This is a genomic window from Burkholderia sp. BDU5 (genome assembly GCF_001522845.1).
Classification (GTDB): Bacteria; Pseudomonadota; Gammaproteobacteria; order Burkholderiales; family Burkholderiaceae; genus Burkholderia; species Burkholderia mayonis.
The window spans coordinates 1-16958 of sequence record NZ_LOWC01000152.1; the positions used below are offsets into that span (position 1 = coordinate 1).

The following is a 16958-nucleotide window of genomic DNA, read 5'->3' on the forward strand; positions in this document are numbered from 1 at the left end:
CGTGGCCCCTTTGTCGTTGACTGTTTCGCTCAACCTTGTGCCGTCGTTTAACGGCGCTTTTACACCGGCGCTAACACCGTGCGCGGTCGCTATCACGATGCTCAGGAGCGGCGTCATCACCATACCTTGAGTGGGCCCCAGTGCAAACAGCGCGGGCAGTAGGAGCCACGGGAACCGGGGAATCGGGATATGCATCACCACGATCATCAAGAGAACGAAGCTCGCGGCATACAGGATTGCGCCCAGAAAAATGAACCAGGGGCCGTGGCGATTGACCAGTCTCGGCATCAACAGGGGAGAAAGCGAAAATCCGATACTGGTGGAAACATAAATCATGCCGGCCTGAAACGGACTCATTTTCAGGCCGGATTGAAGAAGAATGGAGAAGCTCAGCGTAAATGAGCCTCGTTTAAATAGATGCACATAACCAGCAGCGATTCTTTCGCGAATGGCATGTTGCAAAGGAGTTTCATGCCCACGAGTGGGACGTGTCCGTTGCCGCGTACCGGTTTTCGTGGTGTGCAAAAAAATATAGGGTGAAGAGGCCCGTCAATAGCAGGACGTTGCTTCGAAAATTCCAACTCCACACGGAAATCATCAGCAACGGGAGCAATGCGATGGAGATCCCGATGCTCGACAGCGCAATGCCGATCCAGTCCAGGGATTGTTTCCGCATCGGCCGGACGTTTTTCAATTGGCGAGAAAAATACAGCGCTACCATGCCGATGGGGACGTTGATGAAGAAAATGGTGCGCCATTGCAGGTCGAGAAAATTGATCGAGATGAGCAGGCCGCCCAGAATCTGGTCCGTTACCGCCGCCACTCCAAGCGTCATGCCCAGATAACCAAAAGCCTTGCGTGCGTCGGTATCGTCGAAATCAGCACGGATGCTTGCGTAGATTTGCGGAAAAAGTACTGCGGCAGACAAGCCTTGCAAAAAACGGTCGACAATCAGAAAACCGGCATTGGCGGAAAGTCCGCAGAATACCGAAGAAACCTTGAAGCACAGCGTGCCGATCCGGTAAGTGCGGCGATGGTCCAACAGGTCGCCGAATCTTCCTCCCGTGATAAGCAAAAGCCCGAACGATAGCTCGTAGGTTACGATGATCGGGGTGAGCTGGATGTAGCTGGCATGCAATGTGTTATCGATATCGACAATGGCGACACTGACCACAACAAAGGTCAAAATCGTCACGAAACCCACCAATAACAGAGCGATCAGGAATGTCGCTGATGATTGATCATGAGATCTTCGACAGGGGCGCATAGTCGAATTTCAGACTTCACTGAGAATTCGAACGGCGTTTGATTTCCGTTATCCGGATGATTGAACACTGTGAAATATCGAACCCGGCCGAATGAGGCGCAGCGTGTCGGTTCATCGAAGTCGGATTCCTTAACTCCTCGCGAAAATCGTTTGACAGTACAAGAATTCTATAATTGACCAACGGTCGGTCAATTCCTAAGATGACACCGACCCAGACTGAAGATGTCACGCGCCCGCTCCAGGGCATGTCGAACACGGCACACGGATCGAGATGTCGTGCGCTTGGTCGCTGTTCAATGCCGGGTCGCGACGTTCGTGAGCGGGCTGACGATGCGACAAGCTGCGCTTCCGCCGTGGGCCCGCCGACCGAGGGCGATGTCAGGGTACGCCTGGCAACGGGGTAGTATGGCGGAAGCGCGGCGGAATGGTTGTCGGATGCCGATGGCGGAGTGCGCGCGGCTTCGACTTGTACTCGACGAGAGGTGCGACGCCCCGTTCGTGCGAAGGCACACGCGCTCGCAAGCGCATCTTGTCGATTGATTTGACCGTGTACCACCCCAGATCGTAGAAGGCTGCCACCGCCTGCACGCTGGTCGCTTGCAGCAGCTTCTCGCATGCCTTGGCGAACCGCTCCGTCACTCGCTGGTAGCGGCCCAGCCACGCCAGCTTCTCCAGTCGCGGGCCGCCGCAGTGTTCGCACCAGACCCGACGGCGAGGGACATGCAGCACGACTCGGTACTCGAACAGCGGCAGATCGCGCACTCGCCGAACCGTCGTCTCGTGGATTTGCTGGCAGCGCGCCCGCACTGTTCGCAGTGCATGACTTTGCTGACTGGCTTCAGATATAGCGACAGCATACGGCCGTCTCCTTCCGGCCATTCCACCCGCTCCAACCGATAGCCGGTCCAGCAGCCCAGTGTCTGAAGTGCCTTGCGATCGAGCTATTTTCCCTCCTGACATCCATGGAATCAGGCTTCAGGTTACGCAATCGCCCTCAAATCCTCCACGGATTACTGCAATGAACCAAAAAAAGGGCGGCGCATCGAGGATCGAGATGCGTCGCCCAATGCGGATATCGAGGGAATATCCGCAAGCACGCTATGTACGGCGACGGCGCCGCCGGCTGCCGGCGGCGCGCGGTCGCCCGTCCGGTTGGACGGCAGCCGTTATTTCGCGCCGGCGACGCCGAGCGCACTGCTGTAGTTCGGCTGCAGCCAGATCTTGTTCGCGCGCAGGTTCGTCGCGTCGAAGTAGATCGTATTGCCTGAGCGCACGCCGATCCGCGCGACGTTGCCGTAGCGGCCGTTGACCTGATCGGCGATCTGCTTTGCCCACACGCTGCGATCGACGTTGGACGGTGTGATCGGCTGGCGCACGTCGACGACTTCCGCGCCGCGCGTGTCGGTGCCCATCACGCGGAAGCGGACCTGCTGACCGGCTTGCGGCACGACACCCGGCTCGATGAACGCGCGCGTCGCGATCCACGGGAAGCCCGATGCGCTTTCGTTCGCGGCGATCGTCACGTCGCTGCAGTTGAAGAAGCCTTCGTTGCCCGCGTCGATGCGCTGCCAGTAGCTATACAGCACGGCGTCTCCGGTGCGGCCCGCGGGCAGCGTCACGTCGAGCTTGTAGAACGACTGGATCGAGCCGGGCAGATGCCCCGAGCCGTTCGCGGGAACGGGTGCGGGAGCCGGCGCGTCGTAGATCTGCTGCAGATCGTCCCAGCGCAGCGGCCGCGCCGGATCGTACGACGGCTTCGAGATGAACACGCGCATGCGCGCCGGATTATGCGACGTCGTGTTTTCCCACATGAGCTCGACGTGGCCGTCGCGCGGCGTCAGTGGCGTCTTGCGCCAGATCGTCGTCGGCGCTTTGTCGAGGCCCGCCTTCGACGTGTCGCCGCCAGCGCACAGCAGGCCGTCCGGCACGGCCGCCTTCAATTGCGCGAGATCGTTGCCCTGGCCGACCGGATTTGCGGACACCTCGTTCCATTGCGTGAAAGGGTAGGCCGAATTGTTGCCGGTCCGATAGGCCGCGCGGCAATCGTCGTTCGGGATCCCCGAGCCGTCGGCCGGATCCCAGTAGCCGCCTTCGAGGCGGCATTGATATTGACGCGCAATCGGGAAGCCGACTGCACCGTGTGCTGCGGCATCGTCGACGGGCGCGAACATCGCGGCGAGCGAAGTGGCAAGCGTAGCGGCGGCGCCGAGCGTGGCGGCGCGATGCGCCCGGTGGCGAGATGACGGCGCATCGAAGAGCGACTTCATGTAGCGTTCCTCCTGGTGAAAAATGACACGGTTCACGTTCCGTAGCGTGGTGGAGGTGCGTCGATTATTTTGGATATCGAAATATAAGGCGTCGAGCTTTCTTTCGGGGATTTCGTCAGGATGGTAGATGACGTGGCGCGTCGGTAGGCCTACCAAAAATGGCAGGCGCGGTGAATTCGTGCGATGCCGGTGCATCAAGAGATAGGCGCCGTCGAGCCATTCGATCCATGCCGAAGAGAAATTCGCAAGCAGAGAGATTGCAAGCCTATCGTCACAGCGGCGGCGAACGTTACGGCGAAACTTTGGAGGTTGACCGAGGGAGGCGCGTCCGGCATTCGTTCGATGAGCGACGTTCACGGCGCGCGCTTGCATGCGTGTCGGACGATAGACGGCGGGATCGCGGCCGCCGGCGAGCATGCGACGCCGAATTGCGGGTGCGACGCGCGTCGAACGGTGCAATCGATCATCGACGGCGCGCGATCGCTTGATCGTTCGCGCGGCGGCACGTTCGTCGATCGAGTCAGTGCATGTAGGCGGCTGGCTGCGCGGGCGGGTGAATCGCGAGCCCCGCATCGAGCAGCGCAATCGAGAACCAGCGCGCGATCTTCAGCACGCCGCTGTCTGCACAGCGCGGTAGCCAGTCGGCGAGCGCGCGCAGCGCCGCTTCGCTTCGCGTCGATTGCAGATGGGCGAGCGCTTGCAGGAGCCGCGCTTCGTCGCTCGCGAGCTCGCTGGCGCAACTGCAATGCGTGTCGAGCGGATGGCATGCGTCGCACGTCAGGAAGCGCATCAGCATGTCGAAATGCATAAGGCCGTTGGCGTGCAATCCGGCGGAGGTCAGCACGTCGCGCCACGATTGTCGATCGCGTCGTGCGCCGTCGTCATCGGCTGCTGCGGGATGCAGCCATGTGCGAACCGCGGTCAGGACGATCCGCTCCGCGTCGGTGTCGCGCGGTGCGACATCGGCGTCGACGAGCGGCGCGGCGCTCGGATCGGCATGATGGAAATTCATGACGGAACCCCCGGAAATCGAAGCGACGCGCGATGTGCGAGCCGCGCAATGAAGTCGGTCGGCAAGGCCGTTAGCGTGCGGGGCCGAGCCATTCGCGCACGTGCGCGTCGCGATCCGGGCGTCGCGTGCTGCTCGCAGGCCCCGTCGGCGTGCCGACGAACAGAAAGCCGACGAGCCGTTCGTCGAGGCCAAAGCCGAGCGCGTCGTGCATCGCCGGCTCGTACGAATCGACGCCCGTGGCCCAGAAGCCGCCGTAGCCGAGCTGATGGATCGCGTTCAGCATGTTCATCGCGGCTGCGCCGACGGCGAGCAGCTGTTCGATTTCCGGCACCTTCGACGCGCGGTTCAGCGCAGCGCCGAGCGCGACGATGAGCGGCGCGGCGAGCGCCTTGTCCCGGCGGTGCGCGTGCGAACCGGGCGGATCGTCGGGCGCGCGCGCATCGGCGAGCTCGACGAGCAGATCGCCGAACGCATAGCGCGCCGCGCCCTGAACGACGACGAAGCGCCATGGGCGCAGATTGCCGTGATCGGGCGCGCAGAGGGCGGCATCGAAGATTGTGTCGAGCTCGCGCGGGTTCGGCGCGGGCTCGTTCAGCGGCCAGCGGGAGCGGCGCGACAGCAGTCCCGGCAGCAAGTCGTGCGGGTCGTCGGCGTCAGCGATGGCAGCGGTGCGGGCGGGCGTCGCGGTGGCGATGGCATCCATGGTCGAGGCTTCGGTATCGGTCGATGAACGGAACATATCATCGAACAGTTTCGACTCAAATGCAAACGATTCTCATTTGCGAGTGGGGTTAATTTGATGACGGCGCGGCGGACGGGCGGGGCGGCGCCTTGTCGGTCGCAGAAGCGGTCGAGCGGATTACCGGGCAGGGACAGTAAGAACTTGCCGGTTCGGGGGACTCGGAGGCAATCACTGTGCGCGCCCGCCATTCGTGCGTGTCAGGAAATTTTCCCGCCGATCGTCCGAGTCTTCGATTCCTGTTGGTGCTTTATCGGAGCGCCCGGCCATCGCGCATCTGCCAGCGGCTCGGCACCGGCCGATTTGCGGCGTCACGTCTGCGATACATGCGTTTCTTTTCATGGATGTCCTTTGCTCGCCGCGTGGAACGTCGCGCCGGCGCGGGTCGCGCTCACGTTCGTCGATGCATAACTATCCAGTTAACCCATGAAAGCAGCTGAATCGATCGGATGCCGAAGTGATCGCCCGCATAGACAGACGCGCCGGAAATCTGCCACGCTACAGACGCGGGCGACGCCGGCTGCGCCGAGTCGGCGCATGCCGCCGACCGGCCGCTGCACCGTCGTGGTGCGGCGTGCCGCGCAAAAGTGCCAAATCAAACCGGGAATCGGACTCGAACAAGGCACGCTCTTTGCTCGCTACTCTCGTTACGCCGGTTCGGCATAGACAGATGCCGAGTGAATGATGGAGAACTATTCGATGAAGCCGTTCGACGAAATGCTGCAACCCGGCGATACCGTACGAGTGCCATATGAGCGCTTGAAACGTTGGCTCGACACGCAGGATCCCGCGAGCCTGGCCCAGAAGGCGCACGACGCCGAGGGCGTGTTCCGCAAAACCGGCATCACGTTCGCCGTCTATGGCGACGCCGAAGCCGCGGAGCGGCTGATTCCGTTCGACATCGTGCCGCGGATCATTTCCGGACAGGAATGGAATCGGCTGTCGCAGGGAATCGAGCAGCGCGTGATGGCGCTCAATGCATTCCTCGACGACATCTACCATCGCCAGGAGATCGTCCGCGCGGGGATCGTGCCGAAGCATCTGATCGCGCACAACGAAGCGTTCCTGCCCGAGATGATCGATTTCCGGCCGCCCGGAAACGTTTACACGCACATCATCGGCGTCGACATCGTCCGGACTGCGGAAAATCAGTTCTACGTACTCGAAGACAATGCGCGCACGCCGTCCGGCGTGTCGTACATGCTCGAGAACCGCGAAACGATGATGCAGCTCTTCCCCGAGCTGTTCCAGCAGGTGAAGGTGCGGCCGGTCGAAACCTATCCGCAACTGCTGCGCCAGTCGCTCGCGGCCGTTTGCCCGCCGGGCGGCAACGCGGACAATCCGACCGTCGCGGTGCTCACGCCCGGCATCCACAACTCCGCGTATTACGAGCACGCGTTCCTCGCTGACCAGATGGGCGTGCATCTCGTCGAGGGCAGCGATCTGCAGGTGATCGGCGATCGCGTCGCGATGCGCACGACCGAGGGCTTTCGGCCGATCGACGTGCTGTACCGCCGCCTCGACGACGCGTTCCTCGATCCGCTCACGTTCCGGCCGGATTCGGTGCTGGGCGTCGCGGGGATCATGGACGTCTACCGCGCGGGCAACATCACGATCGCGAACGCGCCCGGCACCGGCATCGCCGACGACAAGGCGATCTACTCGTACATGCCGGAGATCGTCGAGTTCTATACCGGTCGCAAGGCGTTGCTCGAGAACGTGCCGACCTGGCGCTGCGCGGAAGCGGACAGTCTCAAGTACGTGCTCGAGCATCTCGACGAGCTCGTCGTGAAGGAGGTGCACGGCTCGGGCGGCTACGGGATGCTCGTCGGCCCCGCGGCGTCGAAGGCCGAGCGCGATGCGTTCGCGGCGAAGCTGCGCGCGAAGCCGTCGAACTACATCGCGCAGCCGACGCTCGCGCTGTCGACGACGCCGATCCTGACCGAGAAGGGGCTCGCGCCGCGCCATGTCGACCTGCGGCCGTTCGTGCTCGTGTCCGACCGGATCCGCATCACGCCGGGCGGTCTCACGCGGGTCGCGTTGAAAGAGGGGTCGCTCGTCGTCAACTCGAGTCAGGGCGGCGGCACCAAGGATACCTGGGTGCTTGCCGACTGACGCATGCGCATGCGGCGCGTCTGCGCGCCGCACCGAACAACGATCGGAGTGGACGGCAAACATGCTTCTCGGACGGACAGCAAGCGGCCTTTACTGGATGTATCGCTATATCGAGCGCGCGGAGAACACCGCGCGGATCGTCGACGCGGGATTGCGGATGGCGCTCACGCGCACGTCGGATGCGCCGGCCGAATGGTCGTCGGTGCTCGTCAGCTCGGGCGCGGACGACGGCTATCGACAGAAGTACGAAACATACGCGGCCGATACCGTTGCCGACTATCTGCTGCGGGATCGCGACAACCCGTCGAGCGTGCTGTCGTGCATCGAATACGCACGCTCGAACGCGCGGATGGTGCGCACGGCGCTCACGCGCGAGGCATGGGAAAGCGTGAACGGCGCGTGGCTCGCGATCAGGCGCGGGCTCGCGCAGCCGATCCACGCGAGCGCGTTGCCCGCGATTCTCGACGAAATCAAGCGCGAGACCGCGCTGATCCTCGGCAGCTTCTACAGCACGATGCTGCGCAACGAGATCTTCGATTTCGCACAGATCGGCGCGTTCGTCGAGCGCGCGGACAACACTGCGCGAATCGTCGACGTCAAATATCACCTGCTGTTGCCGTCGGTGTCGCACGTCGGCACGATCCTCGACAACTACCAGTGGGAGTCGATCCTGCGCTGTGTCGCGGCGCACCGCTCGTACCGCTGGGTCTACGACGTCCAGTACAAGCCGCTCAACATTGCCGACTATCTGATCCTCAACGGACGGATGCCGCGCTCGCTGCGCTACTGCTACGGACGCGTCGTGTCGAGCCTCGATCATCTCGCGAAAGATTACGGCGTCACGCACGGTTGTCACGAAACCGCCGCCAAAATCAAGCGGTCGCTGGAGGGCAACTCGGTCGAACGCATTTTCAAGAGCGGGCTGCACGAGTTCCTGACGGATTTCATCGCCAAGAACAATAGTCTCGGCCTCGAAATCGCCCAAGCCTACAACTTCGATTGAGATCAGCTATGCGCCTCGCCATCCGCCACATCTCGCGCTTCCAATTCGACGAACACGCCGCGTACGTACTGCAGCGACTGCGGCTGCGTCCGCAAAGCGGTCCGTGCCAGACCGTGCGGGCCTGGCAAGTGACGATCGACGGCGTCGAGCCGACGCTCGGTTATGCAGACGGTTTCGGCAATCGCGTCGACCTCGTGCGGCACGAGCGCGACAAGCCGGAGATCACGATCGTCGCGGCGGGCGTCGTCGAGACGCAGGACCGCGCGGGTATCCTCGGCAACGTCGAAGGCTACGCGCCGCCGTGGATATTCGAGCGCGCGACCGACCTGACCCGGGCGGGCGACGCAGTCCGCGCGCTCGCCGACGCGCTGCCGATCGAGAACAAGAGCCTCGACGCGCTGCACTGGCTGATGACCGAGGTGCACAGCCGGATCGCCTACGAGCCGGGCACGCGGCCGGCGCCGCGCGACGCGGAGACCGCGCTGCAAAGCGGCATCGGCACGAGCCGCGACCATGCGCACGTGTTCGTCGCCGCGGCGCGCGCGCTGAAGATTCCGGCGCGCTACGTGTCCGGCTATCTGCTGACGGACAGCTCGATGCAGCGGATCGCGGAAGCGCTGCAGCAGGCGAGCGGCGCCGCACAGCAGGCGATGCAGATGCGGCGCGACTCGGACGGCGCGCACGAAACGCCGGACGATGCGGCGGGGCAGCGGATCGTCGCGATGCAGGAAACGGTGGTCGCGACACAGCCGCAATCGGGCCACGCGTGGGCCGAGGCATACATCGAAGGCCTCGGCTGGGTCGGCTTCGATCCGTTCATGAACCGCTGCCCGGACGAGCGCTATGTGCGCGTCGCGGCGGGCCTCGACTATCGCGACACGATGCCGGTCTACGGTCCAGGGGCGAAGGCGCTCGGCGTCGAGATCAGCGTGATCCAGTCGCCGGAGCTCGTTTGACGCGCGCGAGCGCCGCGCAGTAGCGCAATGGACGGCGGCGCGGTTGCGCCGCGTCGTCGCGCAGCTGCATCGTCGAATTATGATCGCCCCTGCAACCGCACCGAACGGCCACGCCATGTCCATTCACGTCGCGCTTCACCACGTCACCCGCTATCGCTACGACCGGCTCGTCCAGCTCGGCCCGCAGATCGTGCGCCTGCGGCCCGCTCCGCATTGCCGGACGCCGATCCTGTCTTATTCGATGAAGATCGAGCCCGAGCAGCACTTCGTCAACTGGCAGCAGGATCCGTTCGCGAACTACATGGCGCGGCTCGTGTTTCGCGAGCCGACGCGCACGTTCGAGATCGCAATCGATCTCGTCGCGGAGATGTCGGTCTACAACCCGTTCGACTTCTTCCTCGAAGAGCACGCGGAGATCTTTCCGTTCGATTACAACGACGCGCTGCGCCGCGAGCTCGCGCCGTATCTCGTGTGCGATCCCGATGCGAGCGCGTCCGACACATTTCGTTCGTATGTCGAATCAATCGACCGAACGCCGACGCGCACGATGAACTTCCTCGTTGCGCTGAACCAGCAGTTGCAGCGCGACATTCGCTATGTCGTGCGGCTCGAGCCGGGCGTGCAGACGCCTGCGCAGACGCTCTCGCTCGCGTCGGGCTCGTGCCGCGACAGCGGCTGGCTGCTCGTGCAGCTGTGCCGTCATCTTGGTCTCGCCGCGCGCTTCGTGTCCGGTTATCTGATTCAGCTGACGCCCGACGTGGAAGCGCTCGACGGCCCGAGCGGCGCCGAAGTCGATTTCACCGATCTGCACGCATGGTGCGAGGTTTATCTGCCGGGCGCGGGCTGGATCGGCTTCGATCCGACGTCGGGGCTGCTCGCAGGCGAAGGGCACATTCCGCTCGCCGCGACGCCGCAGCCGACGAGCGCCGCGCCTGTCGAAGGGCTCGTCGACGAATGCGAGGTCGAGTTCGAGCACGAAATGCGCGTGACGCGGATCTACGAATCGCCGCGCGTGACGAAACCTTACAGCGACGAGCAGTGGCATCACGTGTTGCAGCTCGGCGCGCAGGTCGATGCCGAGTTGAATGCGGGCGACGTGCGTCTGACGCAGGGCGGCGAGCCGACATTCGTGTCGATCGACGATCGCGAAGCTGCTGAATGGAACACCGATGCGTTGGGGCCGATGAAGCGCGGCTATGCGACGTCGCTCGTGCAGAAGCTGCGCGCCGAGTACGGCGACGGCGGCTTTCTCCACTTCGGGCAGGGCAAGTGGTATCCGGGCGAGCAACTGCCGCGCTGGGCGCTGTCCGTGTTCTGGCGTGCGGACGGCGAGCCGGTCTGGCGCGATCCCGCACGCTTTGCCGACGAGCGCGAGGCGTCGACTTGCGCGACCGCTGACGCCGAGCGGTTCATCCGCGCGCTCGCGGCGCGCCTCGGCATCACGAGCGAATACGTGACGCCCGGCTACGAAGACGTTTGGTACTACTTGTGGCGTGAGCGGAAACTGCCAGTGAACGTCGATCCGTTCGACGCGAGGCTCGGCGACGAACTCGAGCGCGCGCGGCTGCGCAAGGTTTTCTCGCAGCAGCTCGACAGCGTGATCGGCTACGTGCTGCCGCTCAAGCCGCTCGCGCCGAACCCGGCGCTGGCGGGGCCGAGATGGGAGACGGGGCCATGGTTCTTTCGTGACGAGCGGATGTATCTCGTGCCCGGCGATTCGGCGATGGGCTATCGTCTGCCGCTCGATTCGTTGCCGTGGGTGAGCCGCGGTGATTTTCCGTATCTCGTCGAGCGCGATCCGTTTGCGCCGCAGGACGCGCTGCCCGATGCGAAGACGCTGCGCGCGCGCCATGCGGTCGGCGGGGACGACGTGGTGCGGGAGCCGGCCGCCGCCGCGCGCGACTTCGCGGCGCCCGCTCGGACCGTGATGCAGGCGCGCGCCGGCGAAGGCTCGAGCACTGCGCCGGCAAGCGCGGCCGACGATCCCGCGCGCTATCCGCAGCGCTTCGAATCCGCCGCGTGGATCACGCGCACCGCGCTGTGCGTCGAGGTACGCAACGGCGTGCTCTATGTGTTCATGCCGCCGCTCGCCGCGCTCGAGGAATATCTCGATCTGCTGACTGCGGTCGAGCTGACCGCCGAGTCGCTCGACGTGAAGCTCGTGCTCGAAGGCTATCCGCCGCCGCGCGACGCGCGCCTGAAAATGCTGCAGGTGACGCCCGATCCCGGCGTGATCGAAGTGAACATCCATCCAGCGCACGACTTCGACGAGCTCGTCCAGCACACCGAATTCCTGTACGACGCGGCCTATCGATCACGGCTGTCGAGCGAGAAATTCATGGTCGACGGCCGGCACGTCGGCACGGGCGGCGGCAATCACTTCGTGCTCGGCGGCGCGACGCCCGCGGACAGCCCGTTCCTGCGCCGTCCTGATCTGCTCGCGAGCCTGATCGCGTATTGGCACAACCATCCGTCGCTGTCCTATCTGTTCTCGGGGCTCTTCATCGGGCCGACGAGCCAGGCGCCGCGCGTCGACGAGGCGCGCAACGATCAGGTGTACGAACTCGATATCGCGTTCGCCGAGATCCGCCGCAACAAGCTGCGCTACGGCGAAGACATGCCGCCGTGGCTCGTCGATCGCGTGCTGCGCAACTTGCTGATCGATGTGTCGGGCAACACGCATCGCAGCGAATTCTGCATCGACAAGCTCTATTCGCCGGATTCGGCGACGGGCCGCCTCGGTCTTCTCGAATTGCGCGCGTTCGAGATGCCGCCGCACGCGCGGATGAGCGTCGTCCAGCAGTTGCTGCTGCGCGCGCTGATCGCACGCTTCTGGCGCGCGCCGTACACGACGCCGCTTGCGCGCTGGGGCACCGCGCTGCACGATCGCTTCCTGTTGCCGACGTTCGTGAAGATGGACTTCGACGACGTGCTGACCGAGATGCGCGAAGCGGGCTTCGCGTTCGATCCGGCATGGTTCGCGCCGCACTTCGAGTTCCGTTTTCCGTTGTTCGGCCAGGTCGCGGTGCGAGGCGTCGCGCTCGCGCTGCGCGGCGCGCTCGAGCCGTGGCACGTGATGGGCGAGGAGGGGGCGATCGGCACCACCGTGCGCTACGTCGATTCGTCGCTCGAGCGGCTCGAAATCCATGTGAGCGGGCTGAACGACAGCCGCTATGTCGTGACCGTCAACGGTCGCGCGCTGCCGCTGCAGCCGACCGGCACCGCCGGCGAGTACGTGGCGGGCGTGCGCTACAAGGCGTGGGCGCCGCCGTCGGCGCTGCATCCGACGATCGGCATTCACGCGCCGCTTACGTTCGACATCGTCGATACATGGATGCAGCGCTCGCTCGGCGGCTGCCGATATCACGTCGCGCATCCGGGCGGCCGCAACTACGACACGTTCCCGGTGAATGCGTACGAGGCCGAGAGCCGGCGGCTCGCGCGCTTCGTGTCGATGGGACATACGCCGGGTACGATGACGGTCGAGCCGGCCGCGCCGAGCCGCGAGTTTCCGTTCACGCTGGACTTGCGGCGTGACTGAAGAATGCGGACGGAGGAGCGGATGCGCACCGCGACAGCGGCGGGAATGAAACGCGCGGTGTGCAGGCGCCGCGCGACAGGCGCGCCGCGTCGGGCAGGAATGTTAGGATTCGACATCGATGAGCGGCGCGCGCCGCACGCGGGCGGCATTCGCTTCGCGACCGCGGCGCGGGCCGCTCGCCATTGAAGAATCGAATCGTGCTTTCACTTTTTTCCGACGACGATCTGGCCGCCGACGCGATGCAGACACTATTCGACACGGGGTCGCAGCAGGCCGCGGCCGAGTTCGGCGCGGCGCTCGCCGCGCCCGCGGTCACGGGCCGCTACGACGAGCTGCGCGGCGGCGCGGCCGCATTTTCCACCGCGTCGCTCGCGCCCGCGTGGCGCGCGTTCTTCACGCAGCTCGGCAGTGTCGGCATCGCAGATCTCGACCGCCGCGCCGACGCGCTGCGGCGCCGCATGCGCGAGAACGGGCTCGCCTATCACCCGCACGAGCGCGCCGCGGGCGGCGGCGCGGTGCGTCCGTGGTCGCTCGACCTGCTGCCGCTGATCGTCGCCCCCGGCGACTGGGCGACGATCGAGCGCGGCGTGCTGCAGCGCGTGCGCCTCCTCAACGCGATCCTCGCCGATCTCTACGGAGAACAGACGATCCTGCGCCGCGGGCTCTTGCCGCCCGCGCTCGTGACCGGGCATCCCGGCTATCTGCGGCCGATGTGCGGCGCGCGCGCGCCGGGCGGCACGTGGCTGCACGTCGTCGCGTTCGATCTCGCGCGCGGACCGGACGGCGCGTGGCGGATGATGGCGCAGCATACGCAGGGCCCGTCCGGGCTCGGCTATCTTCTGGAGAATCGGCTGATCGTGTCGCGGCTCTTTCCGCGCGCGTTCCGCGGTTTGCACGTGCAGCGGCTCGCCGCGAGCTATCGCGCGTTGTTGCAGAGCATGCAGGCGCTGAGTCCCGCGCGCAAGAACTCGAGAATCGTGCTGCTGACGCCCGGCCCGCACGCGGCGACCTATTTCGAGCATGCGTATCTCGCGCGCTATCTGGGCCTCACGCTCGTCGAGGGCGGAGATCTGACGGCGCGCGATCAACACGTCTATCTGAAGACGCTGCGCGGGCTCGAGCCCGTGCACGGTATCCTGCGGCGCGTCGACGACGAATGGCTCGATCCGCTCGAGCTGCGCCCGGATTCGCTGCTCGGCGTGCCGGGGCTGATGCAGGCGGTGCGCGCGGGCAACGTGCTGCTTGCGAACCTGCCGGGCTCCGGTTTTCTCGAATCGCCCGGCATTCTCGGTTTCCTGCCGCGCCTGGCGGAGGGCCTGCTCGGCGAGACCCTGTCGCTTCCCGCGGTGCCGTCGTGGTGGTGCGGCGAGCAAGCGGCGTACGACGAAGCGCTGCCGCTCCTCGCGCGCGGCATCGTGAAGCCGACGTTCCCGGCGAGCGTGCAGGCGGGTGGCGCGTTCGAGCCGGTGATCGGCGCGCGGCTCTCGCCGCAGCAACTCGCCGAATGGCGCGCGCGGATCGCCGCGCAGCCCGCGCACTACACGATTCAGGCGGATTTGCCGTTGTCGCAGGCGCCGACGTGGGCGGGCGGCGCCTGCGCCGGAGACGGCGGCGCACGGATCGTGCCGCGGCCGCTGCTGCTGCGCGTGTTCGCGCTCGCGGACGGCGCGGGCTCGTGGCGCGTATTGCCCGGCGGGCTCGCGCGCGTCGGCACGCGCGACGAGCTGTTCAACGCACCGATGCCGCGCGGCGGCAGCAGCGTCGACACGTGGGTGATGACGGAAGGCGCGGTCGATCCGACGACGCTGCTGCAAACGCACCTCGGCCCGGACGATCTGCAGGAGCGGACGCGGGCGATCGCGAGCCGCGCGGCCGAGAATCTGTTCTGGCTCGGCCGCTACACCGAGCGCGCGACGAACCTGACGCGGCTCGCGCGCAGCGCGCTCGAACGGCTGCGCGGCGAGGAGGACGTCGAGACGCCTGTGCATCTGCATTTGCTCGATGCATTGTGTCGCGACAACGGCTTGCTGCCGGCCGACGCGCCGTCGGTCATCGAGACGCCGCACGCGTTCCAGCAAGCGTTGACGCTCGCGCTCACGCATCGCGCGGATCGCTCGACGGGGATCGCGTCGTGCCTGTTCGGCATGCGCGGCGCGGCGGCGGCGATTCGTGAGCGGCTGTCGCGCGAGCAATGGCGGCTGATCGACGACGCCACGCAACTGTTCGACGAAGACGGCGACGATGCGGAGCCGGAGGAGCAGCTCGGCAACGATGCGCTGCAGCGGCTCGAGCGCGTGAATCTGCTGCTGTCGGCGATCACGGGCGCGCAGACCGACAACATGACGCGCGACGACGGCTGGCGTCTGCTGTCGATCGGCCGCCAGATCGACCGCCTCGAATTTCTGTGCGGCGTGCTGAGCCGAGCGTTCGAGGGCGGCGCGATTCACAAGCAGGAAGGCTTCGAGCTCGTGCTCGAACTGTTCGACAGCGCCATCACGTTTCGCTCGCGCTTCCAGCGCTGCTTCGACGTGGCGCCGCTGCTGTCGCTCGTCGTGCTCGACACCGACAATCCGCGCTCGCTTGCCTGGGTCGCGCAGGCGCTGCGCGGTCGATTGTCGAAGGTCGAGCGCAGCGAAGGCTACGCATTGTCGGAACTCGCCGACGGGATGCAGGATATCGCAGGCTGGTCGCTGCATGTGCTCTGCGAGACGGATGGCGACGGTCGCCACGCGGCGCTGCTCGCGCGCCTGCAGGCATGCGGCAAGGCGACGTGGGACTTGTCGAACCGGATCGGCGAGCGTTACTTCAGCCACGTGCGCGAGGCGGGCAGGTCGCTATGGGGATGACGACGCAATCGCCGGCGAACGCGAAGACGCGCGCTCGCACGCGCAAGGCGGCCGCACGCACGGAGGCGGTGGGCGGCGGGCTGCTGCGCGTCACGCACGACACGCGCTATTGCTACGCGGCGCGCGTCGAGTCCGCGCAGCATCAGGCACGCTTGCGGCCGCTCGAGACGCCGCGGCAGCGCGTGCTCGAGTTCTCGCTCGAGATCGATCCGCGCGCCGAAGGGCTCGTCGTCGATACCGATTCGTTCGGCAACCAGCGCACGTCGTTCGCGATCAACCAGCCGCACGAGGCGCTCTTCGTGCGCAGCCGCAGCGTCGTGCGGATCGCACCGCCCGCGTTGTCGGCCGGCAAGCGGGGCGAGCCGCCGCCCGCGATCGCCGCGCCGCGCGACGGCTGCGCGAGCACGTGGGAAGCGGTGCGCGAGCGTCTGACGTTTCGCGCGGGACGGCCGTTCGATTCGGCGAGCGAATTCGTGTTCGCGTCGCCGCACGTCGCGTGCCATCCGGATCTCGCCGCGTATGCGGCGGCGAGCTTCGCGCCGGGCCGCCCGCTCGTGCAGGCCGCATGGGAACTGATGCGTCGCATCCACGCGGATTTCGCGTATACGCCGAACAGCACCGACGTTGGCACGACCGCGCTCGACGCGCTCGCGCTGCGCAGCGGCGTGTGCCAGGACTTCGCGCACGTGATGATCGGCGCGCTGCGCTCGCTCGGGCTCGCCGCGCGCTACGTGAGCGGCTACCTGCTGACGCAGCCGCCGCCCGGGCAGCCGCGACTGATTGGTGCGGACGCGTCGCATGCGTGGGTCGAGGTCTACGATCCGGCCTGGCCCGAGGACGGCGGCTGGTTGCAGCTCGATCCGACCAACGATCGCGCGCCCGGCGACGATTACGTGATGCTGTCGATCGGCCGTGATTATGCGGACGTGACGCCGCTGCGCGGGGTCATCCGAGGCGGCGGCGCGGATCAGGTGCTGACGGTCGGGGTGACGGTCGAGCCGCTTGGCCCGGCGTCTTGACGCCGAACGCGGACATCATCGCCGTCTATGCGCGGCGCCGTCAGACGCCCACGCGGATTCGCGCATTCGTCGATTTTCCGGCGGGCGAACTCGGTAAGTGGCATAACGGATAGGCGCTTCACCCGGCGCGTGTGAGGGGAGACGGGGCGTTTCGTTCGGATTCCTTGTCGCTGGCGGGCGGCCGGATCGGTTG

Annotated in this window: 10 protein-coding genes and 2 pseudogenes; 6 read left to right on the forward strand and 6 right to left on the reverse strand. The window is 65.8% G+C overall.

All coding sequences use genetic code 11. The features are described 5' to 3' along the window. The 6 genes and pseudogenes from WS69_RS35075 to WS69_RS23885 all read right to left on the reverse strand — a co-directional run. Positions 1-462 (reverse strand): annotated as a pseudogene (locus tag WS69_RS35075) (hypothetical protein); the annotation flags it as partial. A 7-nt stretch (positions 463-469) separates the two neighbouring features. Next, entirely contained in the window at positions 470-1195 is a 726-nt protein-coding gene (locus WS69_RS35080) for an MFS transporter (protein WP_231747207.1), read from the reverse strand. A 579-nt stretch (positions 1196-1774) separates the two neighbouring features. Next, positions 1775-2184: pseudogene (locus WS69_RS23870) on the reverse strand (helix-turn-helix domain-containing protein); the annotation flags it as partial. Positions 2185-2433: 249 nt separating this feature from the next. Next, a complete protein-coding gene (locus WS69_RS23875) occupies positions 2434-3534 on the reverse strand; it encodes a lytic polysaccharide monooxygenase (protein WP_059473160.1) in 1101 nt (366 codons plus the stop codon). 520 nt (positions 3535-4054) lie between these two features. Next, the gene (locus WS69_RS23880; protein WP_059473138.1) at positions 4055-4546 is read right to left on the reverse strand and encodes a hypothetical protein; all 492 of its coding nucleotides are present in this window, start codon (positions 4544-4546) and stop codon (positions 4055-4057) included. A 70-nt stretch (positions 4547-4616) separates the two neighbouring features. Continuing rightward, positions 4617-5249 (reverse strand): nitroreductase family protein, encoded by a 633-nt coding sequence (locus WS69_RS23885; RefSeq protein ID WP_059473139.1) that lies wholly within the window; start codon positions 5247-5249, stop codon positions 4617-4619. Between the two features lie 735 nt (positions 5250-5984). Between WS69_RS23885 and WS69_RS23890 the strand changes: the two genes are divergently transcribed. The 6 genes from WS69_RS23890 (at position 5985) to WS69_RS23915 (ending at position 16765) form a co-directional block, all read left to right on the forward strand. After that, on the forward strand, positions 5985-7400 hold the full coding sequence (locus WS69_RS23890; protein ID WP_059473161.1) for a circularly permuted type 2 ATP-grasp protein: 1416 nt from the start codon (positions 5985-5987) through the stop codon (positions 7398-7400). Positions 7401-7461: 61 nt separating this feature from the next. Further along, on the forward strand, positions 7462-8403 hold the full coding sequence (locus WS69_RS23895) for an alpha-E domain-containing protein (RefSeq protein ID WP_059473140.1): 942 nt from the start codon (positions 7462-7464) through the stop codon (positions 8401-8403). An 8-nt stretch (positions 8404-8411) separates the two neighbouring features. Then, positions 8412-9359 carry a transglutaminase family protein gene (locus tag WS69_RS23900; protein WP_059473141.1) on the forward strand — a complete coding sequence of 316 codons (948 nt, stop codon included), beginning with the start codon at positions 8412-8414 and terminating at the stop codon, positions 9357-9359. Between the two features lie 115 nt (positions 9360-9474). Beyond that, on the forward strand, positions 9475-12900 hold the full coding sequence (locus tag WS69_RS23905; RefSeq protein ID WP_059473142.1) for a transglutaminase family protein: 3426 nt from the start codon (positions 9475-9477) through the stop codon (positions 12898-12900). Positions 12901-13139: 239 nt separating this feature from the next. Continuing rightward, positions 13140-15746 (forward strand): circularly permuted type 2 ATP-grasp protein, encoded by a 2607-nt coding sequence (locus tag WS69_RS23910; protein WP_226382969.1) that lies wholly within the window; start codon positions 13140-13142, stop codon positions 15744-15746. Then, a complete protein-coding gene (locus tag WS69_RS23915) occupies positions 15737-16765 on the forward strand; it encodes a transglutaminase family protein (protein WP_059473143.1) in 1029 nt (342 codons plus the stop codon). Before WS69_RS23910 ends, WS69_RS23915 begins: the two co-directional genes overlap by 10 nt. Positions 16766-16958: the final 193 nt, after the last annotated feature.

Excerpts from the sequence above, each read along its gene's own strand:
- WS69_RS23875 (WP_059473160.1), bottom strand. The coding sequence starts at position 3,534 with ATGAAGTCGCTCTTCGATGCGCCGTCATCTCGCCACCGGGCGCATCGC.
- WS69_RS23880 (WP_059473138.1), bottom strand. The coding sequence starts at position 4,546 with ATGAATTTCCATCATGCCGATCCGAGCGCCGCGCCGCTCGTCGACGCC.
- WS69_RS23885 (WP_059473139.1), bottom strand. The coding sequence starts at position 5,249 with ATGGATGCCATCGCCACCGCGACGCCCGCCCGCACCGCTGCCATCGCT.
- WS69_RS23890 (WP_059473161.1), top strand. The coding sequence starts at position 5,985 with ATGAAGCCGTTCGACGAAATGCTGCAACCCGGCGATACCGTACGAGTG.
- WS69_RS23895 (WP_059473140.1), top strand. The coding sequence starts at position 7,462 with ATGCTTCTCGGACGGACAGCAAGCGGCCTTTACTGGATGTATCGCTAT.
- WS69_RS23900 (WP_059473141.1), top strand. The coding sequence starts at position 8,412 with ATGCGCCTCGCCATCCGCCACATCTCGCGCTTCCAATTCGACGAACAC.
- WS69_RS23905 (WP_059473142.1), top strand. The coding sequence starts at position 9,475 with ATGTCCATTCACGTCGCGCTTCACCACGTCACCCGCTATCGCTACGAC.
- WS69_RS23910 (WP_226382969.1), top strand. The coding sequence starts at position 13,140 with ATGCAGACACTATTCGACACGGGGTCGCAGCAGGCCGCGGCCGAGTTC.
- WS69_RS23915 (WP_059473143.1), top strand. The coding sequence starts at position 15,737 with ATGGGGATGACGACGCAATCGCCGGCGAACGCGAAGACGCGCGCTCGC.